29 protein-coding genes and 1 tRNA gene are annotated in these 24,856 nt (G+C 72.7%); 10 read left to right on the top strand and 20 right to left on the bottom strand.

The genetic code is table 11. The annotated features are described in order from the left end of the window. Positions 1–49: 49 nt before the first annotated feature. Together ACLQ21_RS08420 and ACLQ21_RS08415 are read left to right on the top strand one after the other, a co-directional pair. On the top strand, positions 50–1,501 hold the full coding sequence (locus ACLQ21_RS08420) for an MFS transporter (RefSeq protein ID WP_425662834.1): 1,452 nt from the start codon (positions 50–52) through the stop codon (positions 1,499–1,501). Between the two features lie 27 nt (positions 1,502–1,528). Then, entirely contained in the window at positions 1,529–1,891 is a 363-nt protein-coding gene (locus tag ACLQ21_RS08415) for a hypothetical protein (protein ID WP_425662832.1), read from the top strand. A gap of 64 nt (positions 1,892–1,955) precedes the next feature. On the opposite strand, the gene ACLQ21_RS08410 is transcribed toward ACLQ21_RS08415, so the two are convergent. After that, a tRNA-Lys gene (locus ACLQ21_RS08410) sits at positions 1,956–2,028 on the bottom strand. Positions 2,029–2,111: 83 nt separating this feature from the next. On the opposite strand from ACLQ21_RS08410, the gene bcp reads away from it, so the two are divergent. Beyond that, positions 2,112–2,582, top strand: coding sequence for a thioredoxin-dependent thiol peroxidase (bcp, locus tag ACLQ21_RS08405; protein WP_425662831.1), 471 nt, complete (start codon positions 2,112–2,114; stop codon positions 2,580–2,582). A 26-nt stretch (positions 2,583–2,608) separates the two neighbouring features. Here bcp and ACLQ21_RS08400 read toward each other — a convergent pair whose 3' ends face one another. Continuing rightward, positions 2,609–3,004 (bottom strand): hypothetical protein, encoded by a 396-nt coding sequence (locus ACLQ21_RS08400; RefSeq protein WP_425662829.1) that lies wholly within the window; start codon positions 3,002–3,004, stop codon positions 2,609–2,611. Positions 3,005–3,142: 138 nt separating this feature from the next. On the opposite strand from ACLQ21_RS08400, the gene ACLQ21_RS08395 reads away from it, so the two are divergent. After that, on the top strand, positions 3,143–3,391 hold the full coding sequence (locus ACLQ21_RS08395; RefSeq protein WP_021010012.1) for a WhiB family transcriptional regulator: 249 nt from the start codon (positions 3,143–3,145) through the stop codon (positions 3,389–3,391). Positions 3,392–3,460: 69 nt separating this feature from the next. Here the strand turns inward: ACLQ21_RS08395 and ACLQ21_RS08390 are convergent, their stop codons facing one another. From ACLQ21_RS08390 to ACLQ21_RS08380, 3 genes are read right to left on the bottom strand one after another with little or no spacing between them, the layout of a single operon-like run. Continuing rightward, positions 3,461–4,969, bottom strand: coding sequence for a sensor histidine kinase (locus ACLQ21_RS08390; RefSeq protein WP_425662827.1), 1,509 nt, complete (start codon positions 4,967–4,969; stop codon positions 3,461–3,463). A 23-nt stretch (positions 4,970–4,992) separates the two neighbouring features. Further along, positions 4,993–6,243 (bottom strand): AAA family ATPase, encoded by a 1,251-nt coding sequence (locus tag ACLQ21_RS08385; protein ID WP_425662826.1) that lies wholly within the window; start codon positions 6,241–6,243, stop codon positions 4,993–4,995. Beyond that, the gene (locus tag ACLQ21_RS08380; RefSeq protein ID WP_425662824.1) at positions 6,240–6,851 is read right to left on the bottom strand and encodes a hypothetical protein; all 612 of its coding nucleotides are present in this window, start codon (positions 6,849–6,851) and stop codon (positions 6,240–6,242) included. The genes ACLQ21_RS08385 and ACLQ21_RS08380 overlap by 4 nt, the downstream gene beginning before the upstream one ends. A gap of 106 nt (positions 6,852–6,957) precedes the next feature. On the opposite strand from ACLQ21_RS08380, the gene ACLQ21_RS08375 reads away from it, so the two are divergent. Then, positions 6,958–7,206 (top strand): helix-turn-helix domain-containing protein, encoded by a 249-nt coding sequence (locus ACLQ21_RS08375; protein ID WP_425662823.1) that lies wholly within the window; start codon positions 6,958–6,960, stop codon positions 7,204–7,206. Here ACLQ21_RS08375 and ACLQ21_RS08370 read toward each other — a convergent pair whose 3' ends face one another. Then, positions 7,207–7,773, bottom strand: a complete 567-nt coding sequence (locus ACLQ21_RS08370) for a hypothetical protein (RefSeq protein ID WP_425662821.1) — start codon at positions 7,771–7,773, stop codon at positions 7,207–7,209. Positions 7,774–7,937: 164 nt separating this feature from the next. Between ACLQ21_RS08370 and ACLQ21_RS08365 the strand changes: the two genes are divergently transcribed. Continuing rightward, positions 7,938–8,345 carry an Rv3235 family protein gene (locus ACLQ21_RS08365; protein WP_425662819.1) on the top strand — a complete coding sequence of 136 codons (408 nt, stop codon included), beginning with the start codon at positions 7,938–7,940 and terminating at the stop codon, positions 8,343–8,345. Between the two features lie 6 nt (positions 8,346–8,351). On the opposite strand, the gene ACLQ21_RS08360 is transcribed toward ACLQ21_RS08365, so the two are convergent. Further along, positions 8,352–8,600, bottom strand: coding sequence for a hypothetical protein (locus tag ACLQ21_RS08360; RefSeq protein WP_425662818.1), 249 nt, complete (start codon positions 8,598–8,600; stop codon positions 8,352–8,354). Then, the gene (gene mca, locus ACLQ21_RS08355; RefSeq protein ID WP_425662816.1) at positions 8,600–9,454 is read right to left on the bottom strand and encodes a mycothiol conjugate amidase Mca; all 855 of its coding nucleotides are present in this window, start codon (positions 9,452–9,454) and stop codon (positions 8,600–8,602) included. Before mca ends, ACLQ21_RS08360 begins: the two co-directional genes overlap by 1 nt. Positions 9,455–9,540: 86 nt before the next feature. Between mca and ACLQ21_RS08350 the strand changes: the two genes are divergently transcribed. Both ACLQ21_RS08350 and greA read left to right on the top strand, forming a co-directional pair. Then, positions 9,541–9,933: a DUF4307 domain-containing protein gene (locus tag ACLQ21_RS08350; protein ID WP_425662815.1), complete on the top strand. Its 393-nt coding sequence runs from the start codon at positions 9,541–9,543 to the stop codon at positions 9,931–9,933. A gap of 55 nt (positions 9,934–9,988) precedes the next feature. Then, positions 9,989–10,477, top strand: coding sequence for a transcription elongation factor GreA (gene greA, locus ACLQ21_RS08345; RefSeq protein WP_425662813.1), 489 nt, complete (start codon positions 9,989–9,991; stop codon positions 10,475–10,477). Positions 10,478–10,530: 53 nt separating this feature from the next. Here the strand turns inward: greA and ilvA are convergent, their stop codons facing one another. Then, entirely contained in the window at positions 10,531–11,799 is a 1,269-nt protein-coding gene (ilvA, locus tag ACLQ21_RS08340) for a threonine ammonia-lyase (RefSeq protein ID WP_425662811.1), read from the bottom strand. Further along, on the bottom strand, positions 11,796–12,947 hold the full coding sequence (locus ACLQ21_RS08335) for an AI-2E family transporter (RefSeq protein ID WP_425662810.1): 1,152 nt from the start codon (positions 12,945–12,947) through the stop codon (positions 11,796–11,798). Before ACLQ21_RS08335 ends, ilvA begins: the two co-directional genes overlap by 4 nt. A 70-nt stretch (positions 12,948–13,017) precedes the next feature. Between ACLQ21_RS08335 and ACLQ21_RS08330 the strand changes: the two genes are divergently transcribed. Further along, entirely contained in the window at positions 13,018–14,262 is a 1,245-nt protein-coding gene (locus ACLQ21_RS08330) for a winged helix-turn-helix domain-containing protein (RefSeq protein WP_425662808.1), read from the top strand. Positions 14,263–14,542: 280 nt separating this feature from the next. On the opposite strand, the gene ACLQ21_RS08325 is transcribed toward ACLQ21_RS08330, so the two are convergent. The 9 genes from ACLQ21_RS08325 to hisS all read right to left on the bottom strand — a co-directional run bounded on the left by ACLQ21_RS08325 (position 14,543) and on the right by hisS (position 23,403). After that, entirely contained in the window at positions 14,543–15,094 is a 552-nt protein-coding gene (locus ACLQ21_RS08325; protein WP_425662806.1) for a LemA family protein, read from the bottom strand. A 51-nt stretch (positions 15,095–15,145) separates the two neighbouring features. Beyond that, positions 15,146–16,438 (bottom strand): D-arabinono-1,4-lactone oxidase, encoded by a 1,293-nt coding sequence (locus ACLQ21_RS08320; RefSeq protein ID WP_425662805.1) that lies wholly within the window; start codon positions 16,436–16,438, stop codon positions 15,146–15,148. Between the two features lie 15 nt (positions 16,439–16,453). Continuing rightward, positions 16,454–17,665: an alanine racemase gene (locus ACLQ21_RS08315; protein WP_425662803.1), complete on the bottom strand. Its 1,212-nt coding sequence runs from the start codon at positions 17,663–17,665 to the stop codon at positions 16,454–16,456. Continuing rightward, positions 17,665–18,255, bottom strand: a complete 591-nt coding sequence (locus ACLQ21_RS08310; protein ID WP_425662911.1) for a TetR/AcrR family transcriptional regulator — start codon at positions 18,253–18,255, stop codon at positions 17,665–17,667. The genes ACLQ21_RS08315 and ACLQ21_RS08310 overlap by 1 nt, the downstream gene beginning before the upstream one ends. A gap of 118 nt (positions 18,256–18,373) precedes the next feature. After that, positions 18,374–19,711, bottom strand: coding sequence for an NAD(P)/FAD-dependent oxidoreductase (locus tag ACLQ21_RS08305; RefSeq protein ID WP_425662801.1), 1,338 nt, complete (start codon positions 19,709–19,711; stop codon positions 18,374–18,376). A 43-nt stretch (positions 19,712–19,754) separates the two neighbouring features. Beyond that, positions 19,755–20,312, bottom strand: coding sequence for a DUF501 domain-containing protein (locus tag ACLQ21_RS08300; protein WP_425662799.1), 558 nt, complete (start codon positions 20,310–20,312; stop codon positions 19,755–19,757). 14 nt (positions 20,313–20,326) lie between these two features. Next, positions 20,327–20,779 (bottom strand): FtsB family cell division protein, encoded by a 453-nt coding sequence (locus ACLQ21_RS08295; RefSeq protein WP_425662798.1) that lies wholly within the window; start codon positions 20,777–20,779, stop codon positions 20,327–20,329. A 47-nt stretch (positions 20,780–20,826) separates the two neighbouring features. After that, a complete protein-coding gene (gene eno / locus ACLQ21_RS08290) occupies positions 20,827–22,107 on the bottom strand; it encodes a phosphopyruvate hydratase (RefSeq protein WP_425662796.1) in 1,281 nt (426 codons plus the stop codon). A gap of 75 nt (positions 22,108–22,182) precedes the next feature. Next, positions 22,183–23,403 carry a histidine--tRNA ligase gene (hisS, locus tag ACLQ21_RS08285; protein ID WP_425662794.1) on the bottom strand — a complete coding sequence of 407 codons (1,221 nt, stop codon included), beginning with the start codon at positions 23,401–23,403 and terminating at the stop codon, positions 22,183–22,185. Positions 23,404–23,483: 80 nt separating this feature from the next. Between hisS and ACLQ21_RS08280 the strand changes: the two genes are divergently transcribed. Continuing rightward, positions 23,484–24,194 (top strand): Pr6Pr family membrane protein, encoded by a 711-nt coding sequence (locus tag ACLQ21_RS08280; protein ID WP_425662792.1) that lies wholly within the window; start codon positions 23,484–23,486, stop codon positions 24,192–24,194. On the opposite strand, the gene ACLQ21_RS08275 is transcribed toward ACLQ21_RS08280, so the two are convergent. After that, the gene (locus ACLQ21_RS08275; RefSeq protein ID WP_425662790.1) at positions 24,110–24,763 is read right to left on the bottom strand and encodes a TetR/AcrR family transcriptional regulator; all 654 of its coding nucleotides are present in this window, start codon (positions 24,761–24,763) and stop codon (positions 24,110–24,112) included. The genes ACLQ21_RS08280 and ACLQ21_RS08275 overlap by 85 nt on opposite strands. Between the last annotated feature and the right edge of the window lie 93 nt (positions 24,764–24,856).

The raw sequence follows: 24,856 nt of genomic DNA, 5'->3' as shown, positions 1-24,856 counted from the left end.
GCGCGTAGACCCCGGACCCGCGCAGCGCGCCGCGCTGAGGAGGAGACCCATGACCTCGACGAGGCAGACCGCACGCCCCCTGGTGCCGCTGCTCGTGATCGCGACAGCGCAGCTGATGCTCGTGCTCGACGACTCGATCGTGAACATCGCGCTGCCGACCATCCAGGAGGAGCTCGCGGTCCGACCGGTGCACCTCCCCTGGATCGTCAACGCCTACATCCTGTCGTTCGGGGCGCTCCTGCTCCTCGGCGGAAGGATCGGCGACCTCTGGGGCCGCAAGCGCACGCTGCAGCTCGGCGTCCTGGTCTTCATCGCCGCGTCGTTCGCGGGCGGCCTCGGGCAGAGCACGGAGATGCTCATCGGCGCGCGTGCCGTCCAAGGCATCGGCGCGGCGATGGCCGCGCCGAACGCGCTCGCGCTCATCGCGACCACCTTCGACGAGCGGCAGCTGCGGGACCGAGCGCTCTCGCTCTACGGCGCGATGTCCGGGCTCGGGATCGTCGTGGGCCTCCTGCTCGGCGGAGTGCTCACGGACACCCTCGGCTGGAGGTGGGTGTTCTTCATCAACATCCCGATCGGGCTGCTCGTGCTGCTCGGCAGCCGCACGCTCGTGGCCGGCGACCGCCACACCGGCCGGCTGGGAGCGCTCGGCGCAACGCTCGGCACGGCCGGCATGGTGTCGCTCGTCTACGCCGTCACCCGCTTCGGCGAGCAGGGGTTCGCCGACCCCGCGGCCTACGCACTCGCCGCAGCGGCCGTCGCGCTGCTCTTCGTGTTCGTGCTCACACAGCGGGGCAGCCGCGACCCGCTCGTGCCCCTGAGCCTCTTCCGTGACCGAAGTCGTTCGGGCGCGTACGTCACCATGCTGGGGCTCGCGATCGGCCCCATGGGCTCGTTCTACGTCATCACGCTCTACATGCAGCAGGTACGCGGGTACAGCCCGCTGCTGACCGGCTTGTCGTGGCTGCCCTTCGCGGTCGGCATCGTCATCGGCGCCGCGATCGCCCCGCAGCTGCTGCTGAAGGTCGCACCCCGGCTTGTCGCCGCGCTCGGTGCGCTGCTCAGTGCCGCGGGCGCGTTCTGGTTCTCCTTCATCACCGCCGACACCGGCTACTGGCTGCACCTCGCGCCCGCGATGCTCATCGTCGCGCTCGGCTTCGGTCTGGGAGTCATCGCCCTGACGCAAGCCGCGGTCTACCGCGTCGATCCCGACAAGGCGGGCATCGCCTCGGCGCTGCTGAACTCCGCCCAGCAGATCGGCGTCGCCCTGGGGCTCGCGATCCTCGCCGGCGTCGCCGCAGCCGTCACGGCTGGCCCCGCGACAACTGACCTGCCGGCGCCCGAGGCGCTCACCGCCGGGTACAGCAGCGCATTGCTGGTCGGAGCGGGCATCCTGCTCGCCACCGCGCTGCTGGCCTCCCTGACGCTTGCGGAGCGGTCATCCGCGAGCCGGGACGGATCGTCGACGACGACCACGTCGGCCGTGTCACCGAGCAACTAGGCGAGCCGAGGCAAGAGGCGGCACCTGGTGCTTCATTCGAGCAGCGGGGCCGCCGGCTCGGACGCCGCGGCATGCGAAGGCTACGGGGACGTCCTGACGATCACCGCGAACGCCGACATCGCGCTCCGCGAGGGCCGCATCGCGCAGCAGGAGCACGACGGCTGGTACCGGCTCGCGACGAGAGTGCTCTACCGAGTGCCGCACGGCGAGAGCGATGCCGTGCGGGACGCCATCGCGGCACTGCGGGACTCCGCACGGCCGGTCGCGTCCGGCGCCGGCTACTCCACCGGCATCGGCTCCGACGCCTGGAACGAAGCAGACAGCCTGCTCGGGGCGGCTTGCGAGGATTCGGGCACCGGGCTCGCGATCGAGGCATTCACGGGCGGTTGAGACCACGTCGGTCCGCCGCACGACGAAGGCCCGGTCGGGATCGCTCCTGACCGGGCCTTGCTCGTACACCCCCCGGGACTCGAACCCGGAACCAATTGATTAAGAGTCAACTGCTCTGCCAATTGAGCTAGAGGTGCGCGGTGTCTCCACCGAGGATCAAGCGTAGCACGACCACCGGGCCGGTGCCCACCCCGCCCTCGGCGCTGGTTGGATGGAGGGGATGACGCACCTCGAACCCGGCATGCCCGCCCCCGACTTCACCCTGCACGACCAGCACGGCGACCGCGTGTCCCTCGCGTCGCTGCGTGGACAGCGGGTGATCGTCTACTTCTACCCCGAGGCGCTCACCTCCGCCTGCAAGCAGCAGGCATGCGACTTCCGCGACGCCCTCCCCGATCTCGGCCGCCACGGCTACGCGGTGCTCGGGATCTCTCGCGACAGCGTCGAGAAGCTCGCCCGCGCGAGCGAGCTCGACGCGCTCCCCTTCCCGCTGCTGAGCGACGCCGACCTGAGCGTGCACCGCGCATGGGGCACCTTCGGCGAGAAGAACAGCTACGGCCGCATCGTCGAGGGCGTGCGTCGCTCGACGTTCGTGCTCGACGAGGACGGCGTGATCACGCACGCGTTCTACAACACGCGGGCGAAGGGCCACCTCGAGATGCTCGACAAGCGGCTCGCCTTCAGCGCCTGACGGGGCTCGCGAGGCAGCTCAGCAGCTCAGTCGCGGCGCAGCCACTCGGTGACGCTGCGGCGCAGCACCAGGACGAACCCCGTGATCGACAGCGCTGCGAGCAGGAGCGCGAGCGGCACCGGTCCCTCGCCGCCGTCGAACGTGCCGAAGGCCACGCCGAGCTGCAGCACCTGCCAGACGACCGCGGCGCTTCGCGACCAGGCTCGCCCATCGAGCATGGCCCGTCCGGCGGCGAGCAGGAAGGCGGCAGCGCCCGCCGTGAGCACCGCGAGGAACAGGCCGCCGCCGATGTGCTCGACCGGATCGCCGAGGGCTGCGACGGCCAGCCAGATGGCGAGCGCGAGCATGCCGAGCGCCTCCAGGAGCAGGATCGCAGCCGCCCACGTCGCCGTCCTCGGACGCCCCTTCGAGACTTCGCTCACGGAATCAACCCTTGCCTCTCTGGGGGCGCTGTGAAACCATAGGACGTCGGGCGGCGATGCTGCAGCGCCCGAAGACTTCCGCGCCGCGACTGCTTCGCGATGCGCGACCTCCCCCTCCAATGTACAAGGAGCACATGTATGGATTGGCGTGATGACGCTGCCTGCCTCACGGTGGACCCCGAGCTGTTCTTCCCGGTGGGCAACACCGGGCCGGCGCTCGAGCAGATCGAGAAGGCGAAGGCTGTCTGTGCGACGTGCCCGGTGACCGAGATGTGCCTGCAGTACGCACTCGAGACCAGCCAGGACTCGGGCGTGTGGGGCGGCCTCTCCGAGGACGAGCGCCGCGCGCTCAAGCGTCGGGCCGCTCGCGCTCGCCGCGCGGGCTGACACAGCACGAACAACAGCAGCGGGGTCGCCGGAAGGCGGCCCCGCTGCTTTGTGCGTGGCGCGAAGCGCTCAGACCTCGTCGTCCTCGCGGATGTACGAGATCGGCACCTTCACGGTGACCTCGGTGCCCTCGACCGCGCGAGCGCCCCAGTCGATCGAGCCCGAGAGCTCGCCGGTGACGAGCGTCTTCACGATCTGCGTGCCGAGGCCCGAGCCGACCCTCCCGGGCGGCAGTCCCGCGCCGTTGTCGCACACCTGCACCGTGAGCCATCCGTCGTCGCGGTTGGCGGTGATCCGCACGAGGCCGTCCTGCCGGCCGACGAGACCGTGCTCGACCGCGTTCGTGACGAGCTCCGTGAGCGCGAGCGCGAGCGGCGTCGCGTAGCCGCTCGGCAGCACGCCGAACGAGCCGACCCGCTCCGTGCGCACCTTCGCACCGTGGATCGACGCGAGCTCGCTCGTGAGCTTCATCGAGCGGTCGAACACCGCGTCGAAGTCGACCGACTGGCTGAGGCCCTCGGAGAGGGTGTCGTGGACGACCGCGATCGACGACACTCGGCGCTCCGCATCCTGCAGCGCCGTGCGCGCCTCGACGCTCTTCGTGCGGCGCGACTGGATGCGCAGCAGCGCCGCCACGGTCTGCAGGTTGTTCTTGACGCGATGGTGGATCTCGCGGATCGTCGCGTCCTTCGTGATGAGCGTCTGCTCCTGCATGCGCATGTCGGTGACGTCGCGTACGAGCACGATGGCGCCGAGCCGCGTCGCTCCCCTGCGCAGCGGCACGGCCCGCAGCGAGAGCGTGACCAGCCGCGTCTCGATGTCGGTGCGCCATGGCGCGCGGCCCGTGACCACGAGCGGCAGCGCCTCGTCGACCTCGTGCGAGTCATCGATGAGCTCGGTGGTGATCTCGGCGAGCGACTCGCCCTCGAGCTCGCCGCGGAAGCCCAGCCGGGTGAAGGCAGACAGCGCGTTGGGGCTCGCGAACGTGACGGTGCCCGCCTGGTCGAGCCGGATCAGTCCGTCGGATGCGCGGGCGGCGCCGCGACGCGGACCGCTCGGGGCTGCCTGGTCCGGGAAGTCGCCGTCGGCGATCATGCGGAAGAGCTCGGACGCGCACTCGCGGAAGGTGCGCTCCTGACGGCCCGCGCTGCGGGTGTCGGCGTGGTTCGCGTGGCGGGTGATGACGGCGACGGGGCGCTGCACGAGCGCCGTCGACGGCTCCGCCTCGCGACGGCGCACCGGGAACGCCTTCACCTTCGCATCGGTCTCGACGCCCCACTCGGGCGAGTCGGCATCGAGCGAGACGCCCTCCTCGTAGGCCCGGCCCACCTGCTCGCGCCACGAGTTGCGCACCGGCTGTCCGACGATGTCGCGGTAGAACAGCGTCGCAGCTCCGGCGGGACGGGCGTGCTGGACCGCGATGTAGCCGTCATCGTCGCCGGTCGGCAGCCACAGCACGATGTCGCCGATCGCGAGGTCGGCGAGCAGCTGGAAGTCGGCTACGAGGCGATGCAGCCATTGGACGTCGTACTCGCTCACTTGACCGTAGCGCTCGGCGATCGACGTCAGGCTCGTCACCCGGTCAGCCTAGCGCGGCGCGATCAGCGCAGCGCCGCGCGCCAGGACCGGCGCGGACGCTCCGCCGCTCGCAGCGCGGCCCGGCTGAGGGGTGCCTGCTGCGGGACGAGCGCAAGGGCCAGCTCCTGCACGCGGCGCCGCAGCCGCGACCTCCCTGCCACGTCGACGAGCGGCCTGCCCTCGAGCAGCGCCGCGTCGGCCGCCCGGCCGTCGAAGGGCCAGCACGCCTCGGGCGTCACCTGCGCCAGCCGGCGCAGCGTCTCGAGCACCGCCCGCTCGGGTGCGACTCCGGTCGCGCCGGGCCGCACCTTGTTGACGACCACCCGGAGCCGCGCCTGCGGCGCGACCTCGCTCAGCTCGGGCAGTGCGCGCACGAGGCGTGCGACCCCGACGGGGTCGCCGCCCGCCACGACCACGACCTCGTCGGCGGCCTCGAGCGAGGCGATCGTCGCCGCGTGACGACGCGGCGCGAAGAGGTCGCTCGAGATCTCCTCGTCGCGCTCGAGGCTCGACGCCACGTCGACGACCGTCGCATCGGCCCAGTCCCGGCAGCGCGCCAGCACCTCGGTCACGCGATCGGCGCCGAGCTCCGGCCAGCGGCTCGCTCGCCCGATCCCCGTGAGCACGCGCACGACGCCGCCCATCGTCGGCAGCGTCTGCGCGATCCGGTCGAGCTCGTCGACGGTGAGGCTGCCGGCGCGTGCGAGTCGAGCAGCCGCCGCGAAGCCGGGCGACTCGTCGAGCAGGCCGAGCGCGGGAGCGATCGCCGCGCTCGTCGTGTCGGCGTCGACGAGCGCGACCCGCTGGTCGAGCAGCGCGAGCTCCGCGGCGAGCGCGATCGCCGCGGTCGTGCGCCCGGGCGCCCCCGCCGGTCCCCAGACGACGACGATCCTCCCGCGTGGACGCTCTGGCGGCGCCTCCCCGGCGGCGGGTGTGACGGCGGCCTCGACGGCGCCGAACCCATCCGACCACGAGACCGCCTCGAGCCCGAGGGTCCGCGCCCGCGCGCGCTCGGCGTCGTCGTCGGCGAGCGCGACGAGCCTGAGGCCCCGCTCGTCGCACGTGTCGACGAGCTGCCGGCTCGCGTGCCTCGCGTCGGCGACGACGAGCACGAGGTCGATGCGCGGCTCCGCATCGGCGCCGCGAGCGGTGAGCCGCTCGACGAGATCGGCCGCGGTCGCGGCGCGCACGGCGACGCGATGGCCGTGGCGCGCCGCCTCCCGCACGATCGCGTCCTCGCGCTCGAGCGGGGCGGAGACGGCGATGCCGATCACGGCGCCGCCCCGACCGGCAGCGCGAGCGGCACGACGCTCAGCGCGTGCTCGTTCGACACGGCCTCGAGCAGCAGCGGCACCTGGTCGCGGGGCACCAGCAGCTCGAGCTGCACGGCGGCGGTCGCCAGGATGCCCTCGTCCTCGACCACGCCGGCCACGATCGCGTCGGCGACGAGCACCGCGGGCACGCCGAAGCCGTCGTCGGTCGGCGGCGCGGTCCAGACGTCGACGGATGCGCCCCGCTCGACGGACCGCGGCAGGCCGCCGTCGACGCCGATCACCATCGCGGCGCGCTCCGCGCTCGCCGCGTCGCCGACAGCGCGGAGCGGCAGCACCTCGCCCTCCCCCACCGTCGCTGCGACGACGAGCCCGAGCGGCTCTGCCGCGCCGGCGAGATAGCGGTCGCCGCTCTGCGGCAGCCGCAGGTCGATCTGCTCGACGTCGCCGGCGGCGATCGTCTCGCCCGGCAGCAGCGTGCGCGTCGCTGCCCACGCGACCTCGGTGCGCGCGGAATGCTGGACGACGAGCCACACTCCTGCGAGGGACGCGAGCACGAGCACGACCCCGATCGCGAGCCTCGGGTCCATCCAGGTGCGGCGCGCTGCCATGGGGCCTCCCTCGTCGGAGGACCACGGTGGCAGGTCGCAGCGGCCGGTCGCTGCAGTTCTCCACAGGCTCGGCTCGCGTTCCGCGCGACTGGCTCACAATGGGCGCATGGAGCCCGAAGCGCGTCGATTCCTCGCGGTCGCGGATGTCGCCGACCTGCTCGGCACCACGCCGGCCGCGGTCGCCGAGCTGCTCGAGGCCGGGGAGCTGCGCGGGCTGCGGGTGCGCGGCGCATGGCGCGTCGCCGACGAGGAGGTGCAGGCGTGGATCGATCGCCAGCTCGAGCTCGAGCGCCGACGTGGCCTGTGGCGCCAGGCGCAGGACCCGAGCATCGCCGACCTGTTCGGCGAGCGCTGATCAGGGCACGCGCACCCAGTCGAACGACGAGAACGGCATGATGCGCCACGCGCGCACCGTGCCGAGCCGCGGCGGCTGCCCCGGCTCGTGCTCGGCGAGGTCGAGATGGTCGCGGCCGACGCGGTCGATCGTGCCGGCGGCAGGCAAGGCGCCCTCGAGGATCACCGAGACCCGTCGACGCGCGAGGTCCCGCAGCGCGTACGCGAAGCTGAGCCGCGCCTGCAGGTCTCCCACCGCGGCCGCGCGGAGCGAGGCCGCGGCGCCATCGCCGTCGAGTTCGATGCTCGCGATCGCGTGCAGGGGCACGAGGGCACCCGTCCCGGCAGGCGCGCCCTCGAGCACGATGCCGTTCAGCCAGTCCCTGCCGAGCGCCATCCGCCGGATCCGCAGCCGGCCCCCGGACCGCAGCGTGACATCGAGCTGGCGCGGTGCGGCCGCGATGCGGTCGCGCAGCTCGAGCCTGCCGATGCGGAAGCGCTCCTCCTCCGCATCGAGGTCGCGGCGCTCGGCTCCCTGCTCGGCCTCGAGCTGGCTCTCGAGGTCGTCGAACAGGTCGTCGAAGCGCACAATCGCGAATCTATTCGTGCGGCAGCGGCGCGCGTCCCGGGTTGTCCACAGCTCGCAAGTGCCCCATCCCCTCACCTTCGCGGATGGGTCTATGTTCTCCCGCACACGGCGGAGCCGACCCGGGGCCGCCGTCCGGTGGGGACCGGATGCGAGGGGGCCGCGCGGTGACCAGACGACGGATGACGACGGTCGACGCGGAGGAGTTCTTCGACTTCCAGCCGTGCTCCTCGGCGGGGCTGCCCGACCCCGTCTCGCTGCTCGAGAACCTTGCCACGAGCGTGATCGAGATCCTGCTCGGGGTGCGCGATGTGCAGCAGATCGCGCGCTGGGTCACCGAGCCCATCTACGACATGCTCGCGCGGCACGCGCTCTCGGCCCGGCGGACCCGATCGGGGCTGCGCGACCGCTCCGTCCCGAACTTCGCGATCAGCAGCGTGCGTGCGTGTCACACCGCCGACGGCGTCGTGGAGGGCGCGGTGGTGGTGCGGGCGGCCGGCCGCTCGCGGGCCGTCGCGATCCGGCTCGAGGGCCTCGACGACCACTGGCGCGCGACCGCGATCGCCGTGCTGTGACGGCCGCTACGGCGTGCCGTCTCCCGGCGAGCCCGGCTCAGCGCGCTGGGTCTGCTGCGCCTCCCGCGCGGCGAGCTCTGCCTCGATGCGCTCCTTCACCTCGGCGCGGTCGTTGATGCGCCGCACGCGCCGGTTGAAGTCCCACAGCAGCAGGATGACCGCGATGGCGATGAGCGCGGTCACGGCGAAGCCGATCACGCCGGGCGTGACCTGGTTGGGGTCGAACGGCAGCGGCTGCGCGGTCAGGATGTGCATCAGTCCTCCTCCACGCCTGCGAACAGGTCGTCCTCTGGCACCTCGTGCGTCGCTCGCGAGCGCACGAGCTCGTAGTCGTCGGTCGCCCAGGTGCCGAGCAGCAGCTCGTGCGGCCAGAAGAAGAAGCGTGAGTCGGGTTCGACCTGGCTCGCGTGCGCACGCAGCGCGGCATCGCGGGCCTCCAGGTGGGCGCCGATGTCGACGCGCGTCGTCATGGTCTCGCCGCGCTCACCCAAGCGCTCGGCCCACTCGCGCATGAACGGCAGCCGATCGTCGTCGGGCGTCTGCGCCTCGACGGCCGCGAGCAGCGCGCGCAGCCTCGCGCCGCTCATGCTCCGGTCGAAGTACACCTTCTCGACGTCCCACGGCTCGCCGAGCTCCGGCAGCCCGGCCGCCGCGTGCTCGACCGCCCACATCGTCACCTCGTGGCAGCGGATGTGGTCGGGATGCGGGTAGCCGCCGGTCTCGTCGTACGTCACGACGACCTGCGGGCGCAGTCGCCGGATGAGCCGCACGAGCGGACGACCGGAGACCTCGATCGGGATGGTCGCGAAGGAGAGCTCCCGCAGCGGCTCGCCCTCGTCGGGCAGCCCCGAGTCGACATAGCCGAGCCAGACGTGGTCGATGCCGAGCGCGGCCCGCGCCTGCTCCATCTCGACGCGGCGGAGCGCCGTCATGTCGCGCGCCGCGCGGTGCTTGGGCTCGAAGCCCTGGTTGAGCACACTGCCGCTCTCACCGCCGGTGCAGGAGACGACGGTCACCTGCGCGCCCTCGGCCGCGTAGCGGGCGAGCGTTCCAGCGCCCTTGCTCGACTCGTCGTCAGGATGCGCATGCACCGCGAGCAGGCGTCGCACGGCCTCTCCTCCCCTGCCAGCGAGGCCGCGCCGGGCGGCGCGACGAGTAGACTTGGCAGGTCTCCATCCTCCCACGACAGGCCCTGATGACCGACCTCGATGCGCGCTACGGTCGCTCGCGCGTCCGCACGCGGCGCGAGCGGGCGCTCGGCTGGAGCGTCGGCCTCGGCATCCTGCTGTTCGTGGTCGCGTGGGTGTGGTGGGTCGGCACCGATCCGGCGTCGACGCAGCTGCAGTCGCGCACCATCGCCTTCCAGATCGAGGACGAGTCGACCGCGGTCGTCGCCTTCGACGTCTCCGTCGACGCCAACACTCCCGTGCGCTGCGCCGTCGAGGCGCTCAACGGTGCGCACGGGATCGTCGGGTGGGTCGAGGTCGACCTGCCGCCCGCCGATGCGCACACCACCGCCCACCGCGTGGAGCTGCGCACGAGCGAGGCAGCCGTGAACGGATTGGTCTCGGAGTGCTGGGTGCCATAAGATGCCATGTGAACCGGCCCACACGGGGCCGGTTCTCTGCATATCAGGAGACCAGATGAACGGCACCACGGAGACCTGGCTGTCGCAGGAGGCGTACGACCGCCTGCAGGGCGAGCTCGAGCACCTCCAGGGCCCTGTGCGGGCCGAGATCGCGAAGCGCATCGAAGAGGCTCGCGACGAGGGCGACCTCAAGGAGAACGGCGGCTACCACGCGGCCAAGGACGACCAGGCCCAGATCGAGGCCCGGATCTCGCAGATCACGCAGCTGCTGCGCACCGCCAAGGTGGGCGACGCCCCGCAGGCGACCGGCATCGTCGAGCCCGGCACCGTCGTCACGGCGACGATCGCGGGCGACGAGACGACGTTCCTCGTCGGCAACCGCGAGATCGCCGAGGCCGGCGACGACCTCGACGTCTACAGCGAGGCCAGCCCGCTCGGCTCGGCCATCATGGGCCTGAAGATCGGCGAGCAGACGTCGTACCAGACCCCCACCGGCGTCACGATCGAGGTCGAGATCAAGGACGTCCAGACGTACCGCGGATAGCCGCGCGCGAACGGAGGGCCCCGCGTCGATCGCGGGGCCCTTCCTCGTTCCGGCTACCGCACCTGCGGCTCGTAGCCCGCGCGCCGCAGCGCTGCGAGCACGCGCTGCGCGTGCTCCGGTCCCCTGGTGGTGACCGAGATGTCGAGCGAGACGTCGGTGATCGAGGTCCACGCGTCGTGCTGCGTGTGCAGCACCTCCACCACGTTCGCCTGCTCGTCGGAGACGATCTGCGCGATGATGGCGAGCTGTCCCGGCCGGTCGGGCAGCGCGAGCCGCACCTTGAGGTAGCGCTCCGAGGCCGCGAGGCCGCGCGCGATGACGCGCTCCATGAACAGGGGGTCGATGTTGCCGCCCGACAGCACGGCGACGGTCGGTCCGTCGGATGCGACGAGGCCGGTCATGATCGCGGCCGTCGTGACGGCGCCGGACGGTTCGACGACGAGCTTCGCCCGCTCGAGCAGCACGATCATCGCCCGGGCGATGTCGTCGTCCGAGACGGTGACGATCTCGTCCACGGCGTCGCGGACGATCGCGAACGGCAGCGTGCCAGGCCGCGCGACGGCGATGCCGTCGGCGATCGTCGGGCGGGTGATGATCGTGGTCGGCTCCCCTGCCGCGAGCGAGTCGACGAACGACGCTGCGCGCTCCGCCTGCACGCCGATGATCCGCACCCGCCGGCCGTCGCGCGCCGCGCGCTGCCGCACCGCCGATGCGACGCCGGCCGCGAGCCCACCGCCGCCCAGGGGCACGACGATGGTGGCGACATCCGGCACCTGGTCGAGGATCTCGAGCCCGACCGTGCCCTGGCCGGCGATGATGTCGGGGTGATCGTAGGGCGGCACGAACGTCGCCCCCGTGCGCTCGACGTGCTCGACCGCAGCGGCGAGCGCCGACTGGAAGTCCATGCCGCGCAGCTCGACGGCGGCGCCGTAGTCGCGGGTCGCCTGCAGCTTCGGGAGCGCGACGCCGAGCGGCATGAAGATGGTCGAGCGGATGCCGAGCTCGGTCGCCGAGAACGCGACGCCCTGCGCGTGGTTGCCGGCCGAGGCCGCGACGACGCCGCGCGCCCGTTGCGCGTCGTCGAGCCGCGACAGCATGTTGTAGGCGCCGCGGATCTTGTAGGCGCCGGTGCGCTGCAGGTTCTCGCACTTGAGCAGCACCTCGGCGCCCAGCATGCCGCTGAGGTAGCGCGAGCGCTCCATCGGCGTCTCCTGCACGATCCCGCGGAGCCGCTCGCGCGCATCCTCGAACTCGGCGAGCGTCGGGCCGGGGATCGCGTCGGCCGCCGCGACGGCGGGCTCGGGCAGCGTTCGGTCGTTCATCGGTCGACATCCTCGATGGTCGGGCGCGGGTTCGTGCGCCACGAGCCCGACGACACGGTCTTGATGAAGCTGTTGAGGAACGCGACGACCGGCACGGCGAAGAAGGCGCCCGCGATGCCAGCGATCGTCGAGCCGGCACCCACGGCGAGCACGACGGCGAGGGGGTGCACCTTGACCGCGGTGCCCATGATGAGCGGCTGCAGCACGTGGCCCTCGATCTGCTGCACGAGCAGCACGATGCCGAGCATGATGACCGCCGGCCAGAAGCCGAACGACACCATGACGACGAGCACGGCGATCGAGCCCGTCACGACCGCGCCGATGATGGGGATGAAGGAGCCGAGGAAGACGAGGATCGCGATCGGCACGACGAGCGGCATGCCGCCCTCGAAGAACAGCCCGAGGATGAAGGCGCCGAGCCCGATGCCGACGGCGTCGATGAAGGCCACCAGCACCTGCACGCGGACGAAGCTGCCGAGGGTCACCCAGCCGGTGCGGCCGGCGCCGTCGGTCGCCGCGCGCGCCCGCGCCGGCAGCACGCCGACGATCCAGCGCCAGATGCCGCGGCCGTCGGCGAGCGTGAAGATGAGCGCGAAGAGGGTGAGCAGCGCGCCCGCGAGGAAGTGGCCGACCGAGGAGCCGAGCGACAGCGCGCTCGACAGCACCGACGACAGGTCCTCACGGAGGTTGGCGACGAGGTCCTGCACCGTGTCCTGCAGGTCGGCCTGGTCGATGCCGAACGGCAGCGAGACGATCCACTCCTGCGTATCGCCCCAGAACTCGACCGCGCGCTGCTGCAGGGCCGGGTACTCCTCCCGGATCTGCGAGATCGCGAGCCAGCCGAGGCCCGAGACGATCACGAGGAGCCCGATGATCGCGACCGCGACGGCGATCCCGCGCGGCCACCGGGCGCGCACCAGCGCGTCGACGACCGGCAGCAGCAGCGCCGTGAGCAGGGCAGCGACGAGCACGGGGATGACCACGATGCGGAACTGCACGACGAGCCAGACCACGATCGCGGCCGCCGCGGCGAGGGCGACGAAGCGCCATGCCCAAGCACCGGCGATCTGCATGCCCCGCGGCACCGCCGTGTCGTCGACGACCGCGGGTGGGCGGGGCGCCGCGCTGGCGGGCCGTCGGAGCATCATTGTGCGATCCTACGGCGCACGGCTGTGTCGGCCGCGGCATGCGTCTGCGGTGGTTGCTAGCCTCCGACGCGTGACCGCGACCACCAGGATCTCCGCCGCGCAGGCTCGCCGCATCGCGATCGCCGCCGGCGGCCTCGACGGGGCCGTGCCGGGCAAGCGCGGCCGCACCGGCATCCGCACGCTCGAGCGGTCGATCGAGCGGCTCCGCCTGCTGCAGCTCGACTCGGTCAACGTGTTCGAGCGCAGCCACTACCTGCCGCTGCTGTCGCGCATCGGCGCGTACGACCGCGCCGCGCTCGACCGGCTGCTGCACCACGACCATCCGCGGCGTCCGCGCATGGGTGGCTACACCGAGTACGTCGCGCACGAGGCGGCGGTGATCCCGGTCGCCGACTGGCCCCTCTGGGCTTGGAAGCGCCGCGAGCCGCTGCGCGGGGGCGGCGATCGCTGGGCGGCGGAGCACGCGTCGATCGTCGACGGCGTGCTCGCGGAGTTCGCCGAGCGCGGCCCGATGCGCCCGAGCGACATGGAGCATCCCGCGCACGAGCGGCTGCCGGGCGGCTGGTGGAACAAGTCGGATGCCTACTGGGCGACGGCGGTGCTGTTCCAGCGCGGCGAGCTCGTGACCGTCGGGCGCACGAGGTTCGAGCGGCAGTATGCGGTCGCCGAGCAGGCGCTGCCGGAGGCCGCGCTGGCGCCGCTGGAGCGGGCGGAGGCGCAGCGCACGCTGGTCGCGCGCGCGGCGCAGGCACACGGCATCGCGACGCTCGACGACCTCGCCGACTACCACCGGCTCTCGATCAAGGATGCGCGGGCCGCGGTCGACGAGCTCGTCGCCGACGGCTCCCTCGAGCGCGTCGACGTCGAGGGCTGGGGTCGCCCCGCCTGGCTGTGGGCCGACGCTCGGCGCCCGCGGCGCGTGCGCGCGACGGCGCTGCTGTCGCCCTTCGACCCGCTCGTGTGGCACCGACCGCGCGCGGAGCGGCTGTTCGGCTTCGCGTACCGCATCAGCATCTACACGCCCGCGGCGCAGCGCACCCACGGCTACTACGTGCTGCCCGTGCTCGTCGACGACGAGCTCGTCGGCCGCGTCGACCTGAAGAGCGATCGGCGAGCCGGCATCCTGCGCGTGCAGCACGCGACGATCGAGCCGGGGCGGGAGCAGCGAGCCGGTGAGCTCGCGGCACGGTTGGTGCCGGCGCTCGAGGAGGCGGCAGTGTGGCAGGGGCTCGACCGGGTGGAGGTGGCGGGGCCGGGGACGTGGGCGGCGGCAGTGGAGGGGGCGCTGCGCTCGGCAGCACGACCGGCTGGTTGAGCCGCGCCGCTGCCGCCCCGCCCGCTGGTTGAGCCGCGCCGCCGCCGCCGCTCCCGCTGGTTGAGCCGCGCCGCCGCCGCAGGCGGCATGCGCGTGTCGAAACCGGACCGCCCGGGTCGACAGGTTTCGACACGCTCAGCGCGCTGCGCGCGCGGAGCGGCTCAACCAACGGAAGGGGCGGAGCGGGTGGCCGCACCAGCCGCTGGAGCGGCTCGCCACCGACGGAGGAGGGGATCCGTCGCGCGGAGCGGCTCAACCGACGGAAGGAGTCCTCCGAGGCTCAGAACTGGATGCGGGGCGGCTCGGCGACCGCTCCCGTCTGATCCACCTCGAAGAACTGGCGCGGGACTGCGGCGGAGCCCTTCCACAGCGACGTCGGGAAGCGGCGGCCCTTCGCGTTGAGCTCGCGGGCGCCGGTGTTGTAATCGCGACGGCGGGCCTGGGCCTCGTCGTCGAGCGCGGCGAGCGCGGTGCGCGCCTCTGCTGCCTCGGAGCCGAGCGGATGCGTCGCTGCGGCCTGGACGAGCGGGCGCAGGATCCGCTGCAGCTCCGCCTCCGCCTCCGCCTTCGAGCCCGGCAGCGCCGCGGCCTCGAGCGCCGCGAACGACCGCTCGGCCTGCTGCCGCTGCGCCTCGGGTGCGGCCGCGAGCAGCGGGGCGGCGACCGAGCGGCGCCGCTCGAGCGTCGCCGCGAGCGCCTCCCAGCGCTCGTCGACGCTCGCGCTGAGGCGACGCATCGACACGAGCGCGGTGACCGTCCAGATCGCACCGATCAGCGCGAGGACGACCAGTGCACCGACCACGATCCAGATGACGAGCTGCGGCGAATCCATGCCTTCCACTGTAGGCGGCTCCGTCGCTGGCCTGCTCCGTCGCTGGCCTGCTCAGTGCCCCAGGACCCTCCTGGTCCAGCTGCTCGCGAAGGTGCGATCGGGGTCGAGCTCGTCGCGCGCGGCGAGGAAGGCGGCGAAGCCTGGGAAGCGCTCGGCGAGCTCTGGGGCGCGGAGCGAATGCAGCTTGCCCCAGTGCGGCCGGCCGTCGTGCGCGAGCAGGATCGGCTCGACGATGTCGAACAGCGGCCGCGGATCCTCGCGCCACCATCGGTGCGCGGCGATGTAGCCGGTCGCGCGCCCGTGCGCGGTGGACAGGTGCGCGTCATCCGCAGCGCTCGCGCGGGCCTCGAACGGGAACGTGAGCACGAGGTCCGCTCTCCGCAGCGCCCGATCGATCTCGCGCAGCGCCTCGGGGACCGCGGCGACTGGCATCCCGTACTCCAGCTCGCGGAACCGCACGGCGCGAGGCGACGCGAACACCCGGTGGCTGGGCTCCGTGAAGCTGCCCCTGGGCATCAAGCGCGCCGAGAGCTCGTTGACGGCCGGCGCGAGCGCGGGCGCGAGCGCGGCGGCGGTCAGCACCGCCCGGTGCCCGGAGTCGGTGAGCACGCGCTCGTCGACGAAGCGCCCGATCGTCGAGCGCGGGCGCAGCGGCCCCGCGACCCGGGTGTTCGACTTCGTCGCCGCCAGCCGCGTGGCCGCGAACCAGTGCAGCTCGAAGTGGTCGGTGCGCTCGTTGAGGCCCATCCAGTCGTCGAGCACGGCGTCGAGGCGCATCGTCGCCTCGACCGCCTCGAGCGCGAAGGCGGGCACGCACTGCAGCGTCACGTCGACGAGCACGCCGAGCGCGCCGAGCCCGAGCCGCACCGCCGGGAGCAGCTCCGGCCGCTCCGTCTCGCTCACGCGCAGCAGCTCGCCCCGCCCGGTCACGAGCGTCGCGGCCACCACGGTCGCGCCGATCGAGGGGAAGCGCAGGCCGGTGCCGTGGGTGCCGGTCGAGATGGCGCCCGCGAGCGTCTGCCGATCGATGTCGCCGAGGCACTCCATCGCGAGCCCGCTCGGCGCGAGCAGCGCCGGCACCTCGTGCAGCTTCGTGCCGGCGAGCAGCGTCGCGCGGCCTCGCGCCTGGTCGACGTGCAGCAGCCCGGCGAGGCCATCGAGGGTGAGCTGCGCGTCGTCCGGCCTCGCGGCGCCCGAGAAGGAGTGGCCGCTGCCGACCGGCCGAACGGAGCCGCCCCGCTCCCGCACGCGCTCCACGACGCGGCGCACGTCCTCGACCGTGACGGGAGCGTGCACCTCGCGGGGGTCGGCCGACTGCGACCTCGCCCAGTTCCTCCACGTCACGCGTCGCTCCTCAGCTCACAGCAGCTTCCTGCCCTCGCCACGATACGTGGGGATGATGTCGACGACCTGGTCGCCCGAGACGACGTGCAGCGCCTCGGTGCGCTCGCACGGCTCGCCGGCCTTCGCGTGCCGCAGCCACACGCGGTCGCCGAGCGCGAGCCGGTCGGCCGCGGCCCCGAGCACGGGCGTCTGCACCTCGCCGGCCCCCTCCTGCGGATCGATCCTCAGCCCCTCCGGCCAGGCCACGACCGGCTGGCGATCCGGTCCGTGCGGACCGGACGCGATCCATCCGCCGCCGAGCAGGGTCACGCAGCCGCGGCCGGGTCGGCGGACGACCGGCAGCGCGAACGCGAGCGCGGGCGCGGGCGAGAAGCGGCGGTAGCCGTCGAACAGGTGCGGACCGAAGAGGCCGCTGCCGGCGCCGATCTCGGTGACCGCGGGATCGGCGGCGGTGAGCTCGATGGAGCCAGTGCCGCCGCCGTTCACGAACTCGAGCGGCACGACGCGACGCACCGCCTCGACCGCGCTCGCGCGCCGTTCGCGCAGCTCCGCCACGGACATCCGCTGCATGACCCGCAGCATCATCGGCGGCGCGAGCCCGCGGCGCCGCGCGTCCTGCACGCCCGCGACCTGCGCCTCGTAGGCCATGAGCCCCACGAGGGTGAAGCCGCGCCGCGCGACGACCGCCTCCGCGAGCGCTCCGATGCTCGCGGGGTCGCGCACAGGCGAGCGGCGGACGCCGGCGCGGACGGGACCGAGCGCGAACGAGGCGTCGAGCTCGAGCGCGATCCGCATAGGCGGATGCCCCGGCGCGGCCGCGTCGATCACGTCGAGGTGCTCGAGGCTGTCCACCATGAACGTCACGCGCTCGAGCGCGCGCTCGTCGGCCGCGAGCGCACGCAGCGCGGCGCGATCGACCGTCGGGTAGCCGACGAGCACGTCGTCGACGGTCGCCGACAGCCAGAGCCCCTCCGGCAGCGTCGCCGCGAGCACGCCGCGGAAGCCCGGCTGCCGCAGCACCGCCTCGAGCACCCCGCGGCTGCGGACCGACTTCGTGGCGATGCGCAGCGGCGTGCCGGCGGCGCGCGCCACCATGGAGCGCGCGTTGTGCGCGAGCGCCTCGAGCGACAGCGCCGCGAACGGGGCGTCGAGCCCCGCGGTGGCGGCGTCCATGCGCTGCCAGTGCCCGTCCGGCCGCCACGGCGCCGCGCCGTCGAGCCGGAGCATCAGGCTGCCGCGACCGTGGCTGCGGCGAGCACGGGCACAGCGGCATCGATCGCGCGGTAGGACGCGGCGGTGTCGCGCGTGCGCAGCCAGCAGTACGTGATGCCGTCGGTCGCGTGCAGGAAGAGCGTGGCCACGTCGCGGGCGGCCGAGCCGCCCGTCGTGCCGAAGCGCTCTCGCAGCAGCTCCACGCCGCCGACGACGACCTCGAGGTAGCGCTCCTGCACCTGGGCGGGCAACTGCGCGAGCGCCGGCGTGCGGCTGCAGTAGGCCATGATCTCCATGACCGCGAGCTCGTACTCCGGGTGCTCCAGGAACCGTTCGAACCAGAGCAGCAGCAGGGCGCGCACCGCTTCCTCGGGGCTCACATCGTCGGGCAGCACCTCCGCGAGGTCGTCCTCAGGCAGCACCGCGATGTAGGCGTACGCCTCCCCGATCATCTCGTCGCGGGAGTCGAAGACGTAGTGGAAGGTCGCGAGCGGCACTCCCGCCTCGGCGACGATCGCACGCACGGTGGCGCCGTGGATGCCTTCCCGTGCGATGACCCGCAGGCCAGCCTCGATGAGCTGCCCGCGACGCTCGAGTGCCGACATCCGTGCCACGTGGTCTCCCCGTCTCGATCGATCTTGGACGATCGTCCACGTGCACCATACGACAGCGCCGCGCCCTCGAGCAGAGGGCGCGGCACTGTGGTGCTGCAGCGAAGGAGGACTACGCCTCGACCTTGGGCTTCGGGCGCGACGCGAACGTCTCGAACGCGAGTCGCGGGTCCTCGCGCTGCGACAGCTCGACGATGTCGCGGCCGAGCCAGAAGTTGTTCCACCAGTCGCCGAAGACGCGCAGCTTGCGCTCCCACATCGGCATCGCCATGCCGTGGTAGCCGCGGTGCGCGAGCCAGGCGAGCGGGCCCTTGATCGCGATCTTGCCGCTCTGGAAGACGCCGTTGCCGATGCCGAGGCCGGCTACCGCGCCGAGGTTGTCGTGGATGTACTCGCGCGGCGCCTCGCCGCGGAGCACCGCGACGATGTTCTTCGCGAGCAGCTTGGCCTGACGCACGGCGTGCTGCGCGTTCGGCACGCAGAAGCCGCCGGGGCCGGGGGTCTTCGACTTGTCGGGCACGGCCGAGACGTCGCCCGCGGTCCACGCATCCGGCACCACGACACCGTCGGGGCCGGCGACCTGCAGGGTCGCGAGCGCGGTGATGCGGCCGCGCTCGTCGAGCGGCAGGTCGGTCTGGCGCACGACGGGGTTCGCCATCACGCCGGCCGTCCAGATGATGAGGTCGGACGCGAAGCGCTCGCCCGTCGAGAGCTCGCAGACGCCGTCGAGGGCGCTCTGCAGCTGCGTCTCGAGGTGCACGTCGACGCCGCGCTTGCGCATGTCGTCGACCACCCAGTCGGCGGTCTTCGCGCTGACCTCGGGCATGATGCGGCCCATCGCCTCGACCAGGTGGAACCGCACCTCGTCGAAGCTGATCTCGGGGAACCGCGAGAGCAGGTGGGTCGCGAAGTCGCGGAGCTCGGCGATCGTCTCGATGCCGGCGAAGCCGCCGCCCACGACGACGACCGTCAGCAGGCGGTCGCGCTCGGGGCCGACGGGCAGGGCAGCGGCACGGGCGAAGTTGCCGATCAGGCGGTCGCGCACGGCGGCGGCCTCCTCGATCGTCTTCATGCCGATGGCCTCGTCGGCGACGCCCGCGATCGGGAACGTGCGCGAGACGGAGCCGGCGGTCATGACGAGCACGTCGTACTCGAGCGTCGACGGCTCGCCGAGCTCGGGCTGGATGGTGGCGACCTTGCTGGCGTGGTCCACGTAGGTGACCTTGGCCTGCACGACGCGGGTGCGCGCCAGGTGGCGGCGCAGCGAGACGACCGCGTGGCGGGGCTCGATCGAGCCGGCGGCCACCTCCGGCAGGAAGGGCAGGTAGGTCATGTAGGGCAGCGGGTCGACGATGGTGATCTCGGCCTCCGCTGCACCGAGCTGACGCTCGAGGCCGCGGGCGGTGTAGAGGCCGGCATAGCCGCCGCCGACGATGAGGATCTTGGTCAAAGCACGCTTCTTCCCCGTTATCAGATGTGGATGTGCGTCAAGTCTATCGCGGCCCCGAGTCGGCCTTGGGATCGGCGGCGCCGCGGGCCTCCGCAGGGCACACGCACGTCTCGGGCGACCAGTCCGCGAGCGCGAGCGCTGCGTCGCCGATCGGGTTGACGCCCGGGCCGGCGGCGAGCGAGTGCGCGATGACGGCATGCAGGCACTTCACGCGGGTCGGCATACCGCCTGCGCTGATGCCGGCGATCTCCTCGACGTGACCGTGCTGCTCGCGGTCGGCGAGGTACGCCGCGTGCGCCGCAGCATACGCCTCGGCCGTCGCGGGGTCGTCGAGCCGCTCCTGCAGCGCCGCCATCGTGCCGTCGGCCTCGAGCCGCGACGCCGCTGCCGTGGCTGCCGGATGCGTGAGGTAGTAGAAGGTGGGGAACGGCGTGCCGTCCGGCAGCCTCGGGCTCGTGACGACGACGGTCGGCGCGCCGCACGCGCACCGCGCGCCGACGCCGAGCACGCCGCGCATGGTGCGGCCGAGCTGCAGCGCCATGATCTCCAGGTCGCGGTCGGTGGCGGGGTCGATCATGGGTCGCATCGCTGAGTCATCCATCACCGCGTCATCCGTCACTGCGGCTCCGGCGGGACGCCCATGAACGAGGAAGGGCTCTCGTCGGTGAGTCCCGCGATGAGGAACGAGGTGGCGGCGGCGGAGGCCCAGTCGCGCGAGGGCTCCTCGAGCGTCGCGGAGGGCACGTCGGCGGCCGCGGTCTCGAGCGCGGAGCGGTCGTCGAGCACGACGAAGCTCGTCTCGCCCGGGTAGACGAAGAACAGCCGGTCGCGCGCCTGCGCCTCGATGTAGGCGGGGTCGTCCCAGCGCGCCTGATCCGTCTGCAGCGCCTCGACGTTCGCCTGCTGCGCGGCGACCTGCGCCTCCATCGCCGCGATGTCGCGGCGCTGCTCGAGCAGCAGCCCGATCGTGGGCGCGAGCACCACGAATCCGGCCAGCACGAGGCCGACGACCACGAGCAGCAGCCACGACACGCGCAGCTGACCGGTGGCGGAACGGGAGGAGGGCACCGACCGAGGATATCGGCGGGTGCCCTCCTGCATCGTCAGAACCGCGGTCAGCCCTCGAAGCGCGGGAACGCGGCGGCGCCGGCGTACTCGGCGGCCTCGCCCAGGTCCTCCTCGATGCGCAGCAGCTGGTTGTACTTCGCGACGCGCTCGCTGCGGGCGGGCGCGCCGGTCTTGATCTGGCCGGCGTTCACGGCGACCGCGATGTCGGCGATCGTGGTGTCCTCGGTCTCGCCGGAGCGGTGCGATAGCACCGACGAGTAGCCGGCCTGCGTCGCGATGCGGATCGCGTCGAAGGTCTCGGAGAGCGTGCCGATCTGGTTCACCTTCACGAGCAGCGCGTTCGCGGCGCCGCGCTCGATGCCCTCGATGAGGCGCTCGGGGTTGGTGACGAACAGGTCGTCGCCGACGATCTGCACGCGGTCGTCGAGGCGCTCGGTGAGCGCGGCCCAGCCCTCCCAGTCCTCCTCGTTCATCGGGTCCTCGATCGAGACGAGCGGGTAGCTGTCGACGAGCTCGGTGAAGTAGTCGGTCATGTCGGCGCTCGAGCGCTCCTGGCCCTCGAAGCGGTACACGCCGTTCTCGAAGAACTCGGAGGCGGCGACGTCGAGGCCGAGCGCGATGTCGCTGCCGGGCGTGAAGCCGGCCTTCTCGATCGCCTGCACGAGCAGGTCGAGCGCGAGGCGGTTGCTCGCGAGGTCGGGGGCGAACCCACCCTCGTCGCCGAGCCCGGTCGAGAGGCCCTGCTCCTTGAGGATGCTCTTCAGCGCGTGGTACGTCTCCGCACCCCAGCGCAGGCCCTCTCGGAAGGTCTCGGCGCCGATCGGCAGCACCATGAACTCCTGGATGTCGACGCCCGTGTCGGCGTGCGCGCCGCCGTTGATGACGTTCATCATCGGCACCGGCAGCAGGAAGGCGTTCGGGCCGCCCAGGTAGCGGAACAGCGGCAGCTTCGCCGAGTCCGCGGCCGCCTTGGCGACGGCGAGCGAGACGCCCAGGATCGCGTTCGCGCCCAGGTTCTTCTTGTTGTCGCTGCCGTCGAGCTCGACGAGCGTGGAGTCGACGATGCGCTGGTCGTCGGCGGAGAGGCCCTCGATGGCCTCCGCGATCTCCTCGTTCACGGCGTCGACGGCCTGCTCGACGCCCTTGCCGAGGTAGCGGGCGCTGTCGCCGTCGCGCAGCTCGAAGGCCTCGAAGGCGCCGGTCGATGCGCCGCTCGGCACGGCGGCACGGCCCACGGAGCCGTCGGAGAGCAGCACCTCGACCTCGACGGTCGGGTTGCCGCGGGAGTCGAGGATCTCGCGTGCCTGCAGGGTGTCGATGAGTGCCACGGGTGCTCCTTGTTTCGCAGTGGACGGCGGTCGCAGTGGATGGCCGTGTCGAGCCTAGCCCGCCTCGCCAGCGCGTCAGGAGATGGGCTTCACGTCCAGCGTCGCGGCCGCGTCGCCGGGGCGCACGAAGGCGAAGTGGGTGGCCCCGTTTGCGGCCAGCTGCTCGAGCAGGCCGGTCACGTTCTTCGTGCGGCGCTGCATGCGCACGGTCTGGCCGGCCGCGACGAGGTCGCGCTTGATCGCCAGCGCGGCGGCGGGCTCGACCGCCTTGTCGACCAGCAGCGCGATCGCCTCGCGCGCGCCGTCCTCCGGCAGCACGACGAGGTCGACGAGCCGCTCGAAGCCGAGCGAGATGCCCACGGCGGGCAGCTCCTGGCCCAGGAAGCGACCGATCATGCCGTCGTAGCGGCCGCCGCCGCCGATCGAGTAGGGCAGCTCGGGGTGCGCGATCTCGAAGATCGGGCCCGTGTAGTAGCCCATGCCGCGCACGAGGGTGGGGTCGAAGTCGAGGCGGATGCCGACGCTCGCGCCGAGCAGCTCGCGCACCCCGTCGAGCACGGTGGCGTCGAACCCCTCGAGCTCCTCCCCCGACTGGATCGCGTCGAGCGTCGCGAGCAGCCGCTCGCCGTCCACGCCGCGCGCGCCCAGCTCCTCGGCGACGCCCTCCCTGCCGATCTTGTCGAGCTTGTCGACCGTGACGAGCGCGCCCTCGCGCAGCTCCTCCGCGACGCCGGCGTGCTCGAGCGCCGCCGCGAGGATGCGCCGGTCGTTGATGCGGATGAACGCGTCGGGGATGCCGAGCCGCGTCAGCGCATCCGCCGTCGCGGCGAGCAGCTCGAGCTCCGCGGCGATGCCCGCCTCGCCGGCGATATCGATGTCGCACTGCATGAACTGGCGGTAGCGGCCGCGCTGGGGGCGCTCGGCGCGCCACACCGGCGCGATCTGGATGGCGCGGAACACGGGCGGGAGCGCCGCGCGGTTCGAGGCGATGAAGCGCGCGAGCGGCACGGTGAGGTCGAAGCGCAGGCCGAGGTCGGCGAGGGCGAGCGGCGCCTCGGCGGCGCGCAGGTCATCGACGGTGAGCCCGCGCCGCATGACCGCGAATGCGAGCTTCTCGTTGTCGCCGCCCAGGCCCGCGTGCAGGCGATCGGCGTCCTCGACGACGGGGGTCTCGATCTCCTCGAAGCCATGGTCCTCGTAGGCGTCCCTGATGACGCGGAGCACGCGCTCGCGGCGCCGCTTCTCGACGGGCAGGAAGTCGCGCATGCCGCGCGCCGGGTGCACCTGGGTTGCCATGGCGACCATTCTCCCGCACGCGCTGCACCCGGCCCGCCGCAGGGCATCCGTGGCCGCTCTCCGCGTGCCATCATGGCGCCATGCGCCGGCGCTGGCCCTTCCACGACCGCGCGATCCCGGTGGTCGCGTGGCGGGTCGTCATCGTCCTCACGGCGGTGTTCGCCGAGGCGTGGAACATCGTGAACATGGTGCGCTCGGGTGAGCCGCCGACCGAGCACTTCGCCTACTTCACGATCCAGGCGAACATCATGGTGATCGTCCTCTACCTCTGGATGCTGGGCACGCGCGAGGAGCATCGGCCGCTCTGGTTCGACCACCTGCGCGGCGCCATCACCGCATACGCCGTGCTCGCCGGCCTCGTCTACGCGATCCTGCTCGCGAAGCCCGACGAGGTGTGGTCGTGGACGATCGAGTACACGAACGCGGCGCAGCACCGCTTCATCCCGTGGATGGTCGGGCTCGACTGGCTGCTCGTGCCGACGTTCCGGCGCATCCGCCTCCGCCGGGCCGCCTGGTGGATGGCGTACCCGGTCGCCTTCCTGATCGCCGCGTGGCTGCGGGGCGGACTCATCGACGGGTGGTTCCCGTACCCGTTCCTCGACCCCGGCGTGCACGGCGGATGGACGGGCCTCATCGTGCCGACGGGGCAAGTGCTGCTCGCCTTCATGATCGGCATCTTCATCGTCGCCGGTGTCGGGCGGCTGCGCTACCGCGAATCGGCCGCCTCGGCGAGCCTCGCGTCGAGGCCGTCGAGCACGAGCTCGAGGCCGTACGCGAACTCGTCGCCGTAGTCGTACGAGCGCCCGACGATGACCTGCTCGATGAAGGCCGCCATGCGCGGGAAGGCGTCGGCCGGTACCGCCATCTCCTCGGCGAGGTCGTCGACGCCGCCGCCCGGCTCGAACGGCAGGCTCTGCTCGGTGAGCACGAAGCCGTAGACGTACGCATCGAGCACCGAGAACGCGTGCGCAGCCAGCTGCACGGGGAAGCCGCCGCGGTGGAGGCAGTCGAGGACTGCCTCGAGATGGCCCAGCAGCACGAGCCCCGGCGTGCGGCGCGACTCGACGATCGCCGGTCCCCACGGGTGCTCGCGCATGACGTCGCGCAGCGAGTGGCACCGGATGCGGATGCCGTCGCGCCATGCCGCGTCGACCGGCGGGCGCGCGACCTGCGCCATGAGCCAGTCGCCCAGCGCGTCGAGCAGCGCGTCCTTGCTCGCCACGTGGTGGTAGAGCGACATCGCCTCGACGCCGAGCTCGCGCCCGACGCGCCGCATGCTCACGCCGTGGAGCCCCTCACGGTCGGCGACCGCCGCGGCCGCCTCCACCACGCGCTCTGCCGTCAGGCCGGGGCGAGCCACGGGTCTCGTCCTCGTCGACTCCGCCATCCGCGCCTCCCGATCCCTTGTGCACTTACGAGTGTAAGGGTACGCTCGCGGCAACACAGGCTTACG

The organism is Agrococcus sp. DT81.2 (assembly GCF_049844935.1).
Classification (GTDB): domain Bacteria; phylum Actinomycetota; class Actinomycetes; order Actinomycetales; family Microbacteriaceae; genus Agrococcus.
The sequence above is the reverse complement of the archived record's forward strand: the minus strand, read 5'-3'. Positions and strand labels throughout refer to the sequence as shown.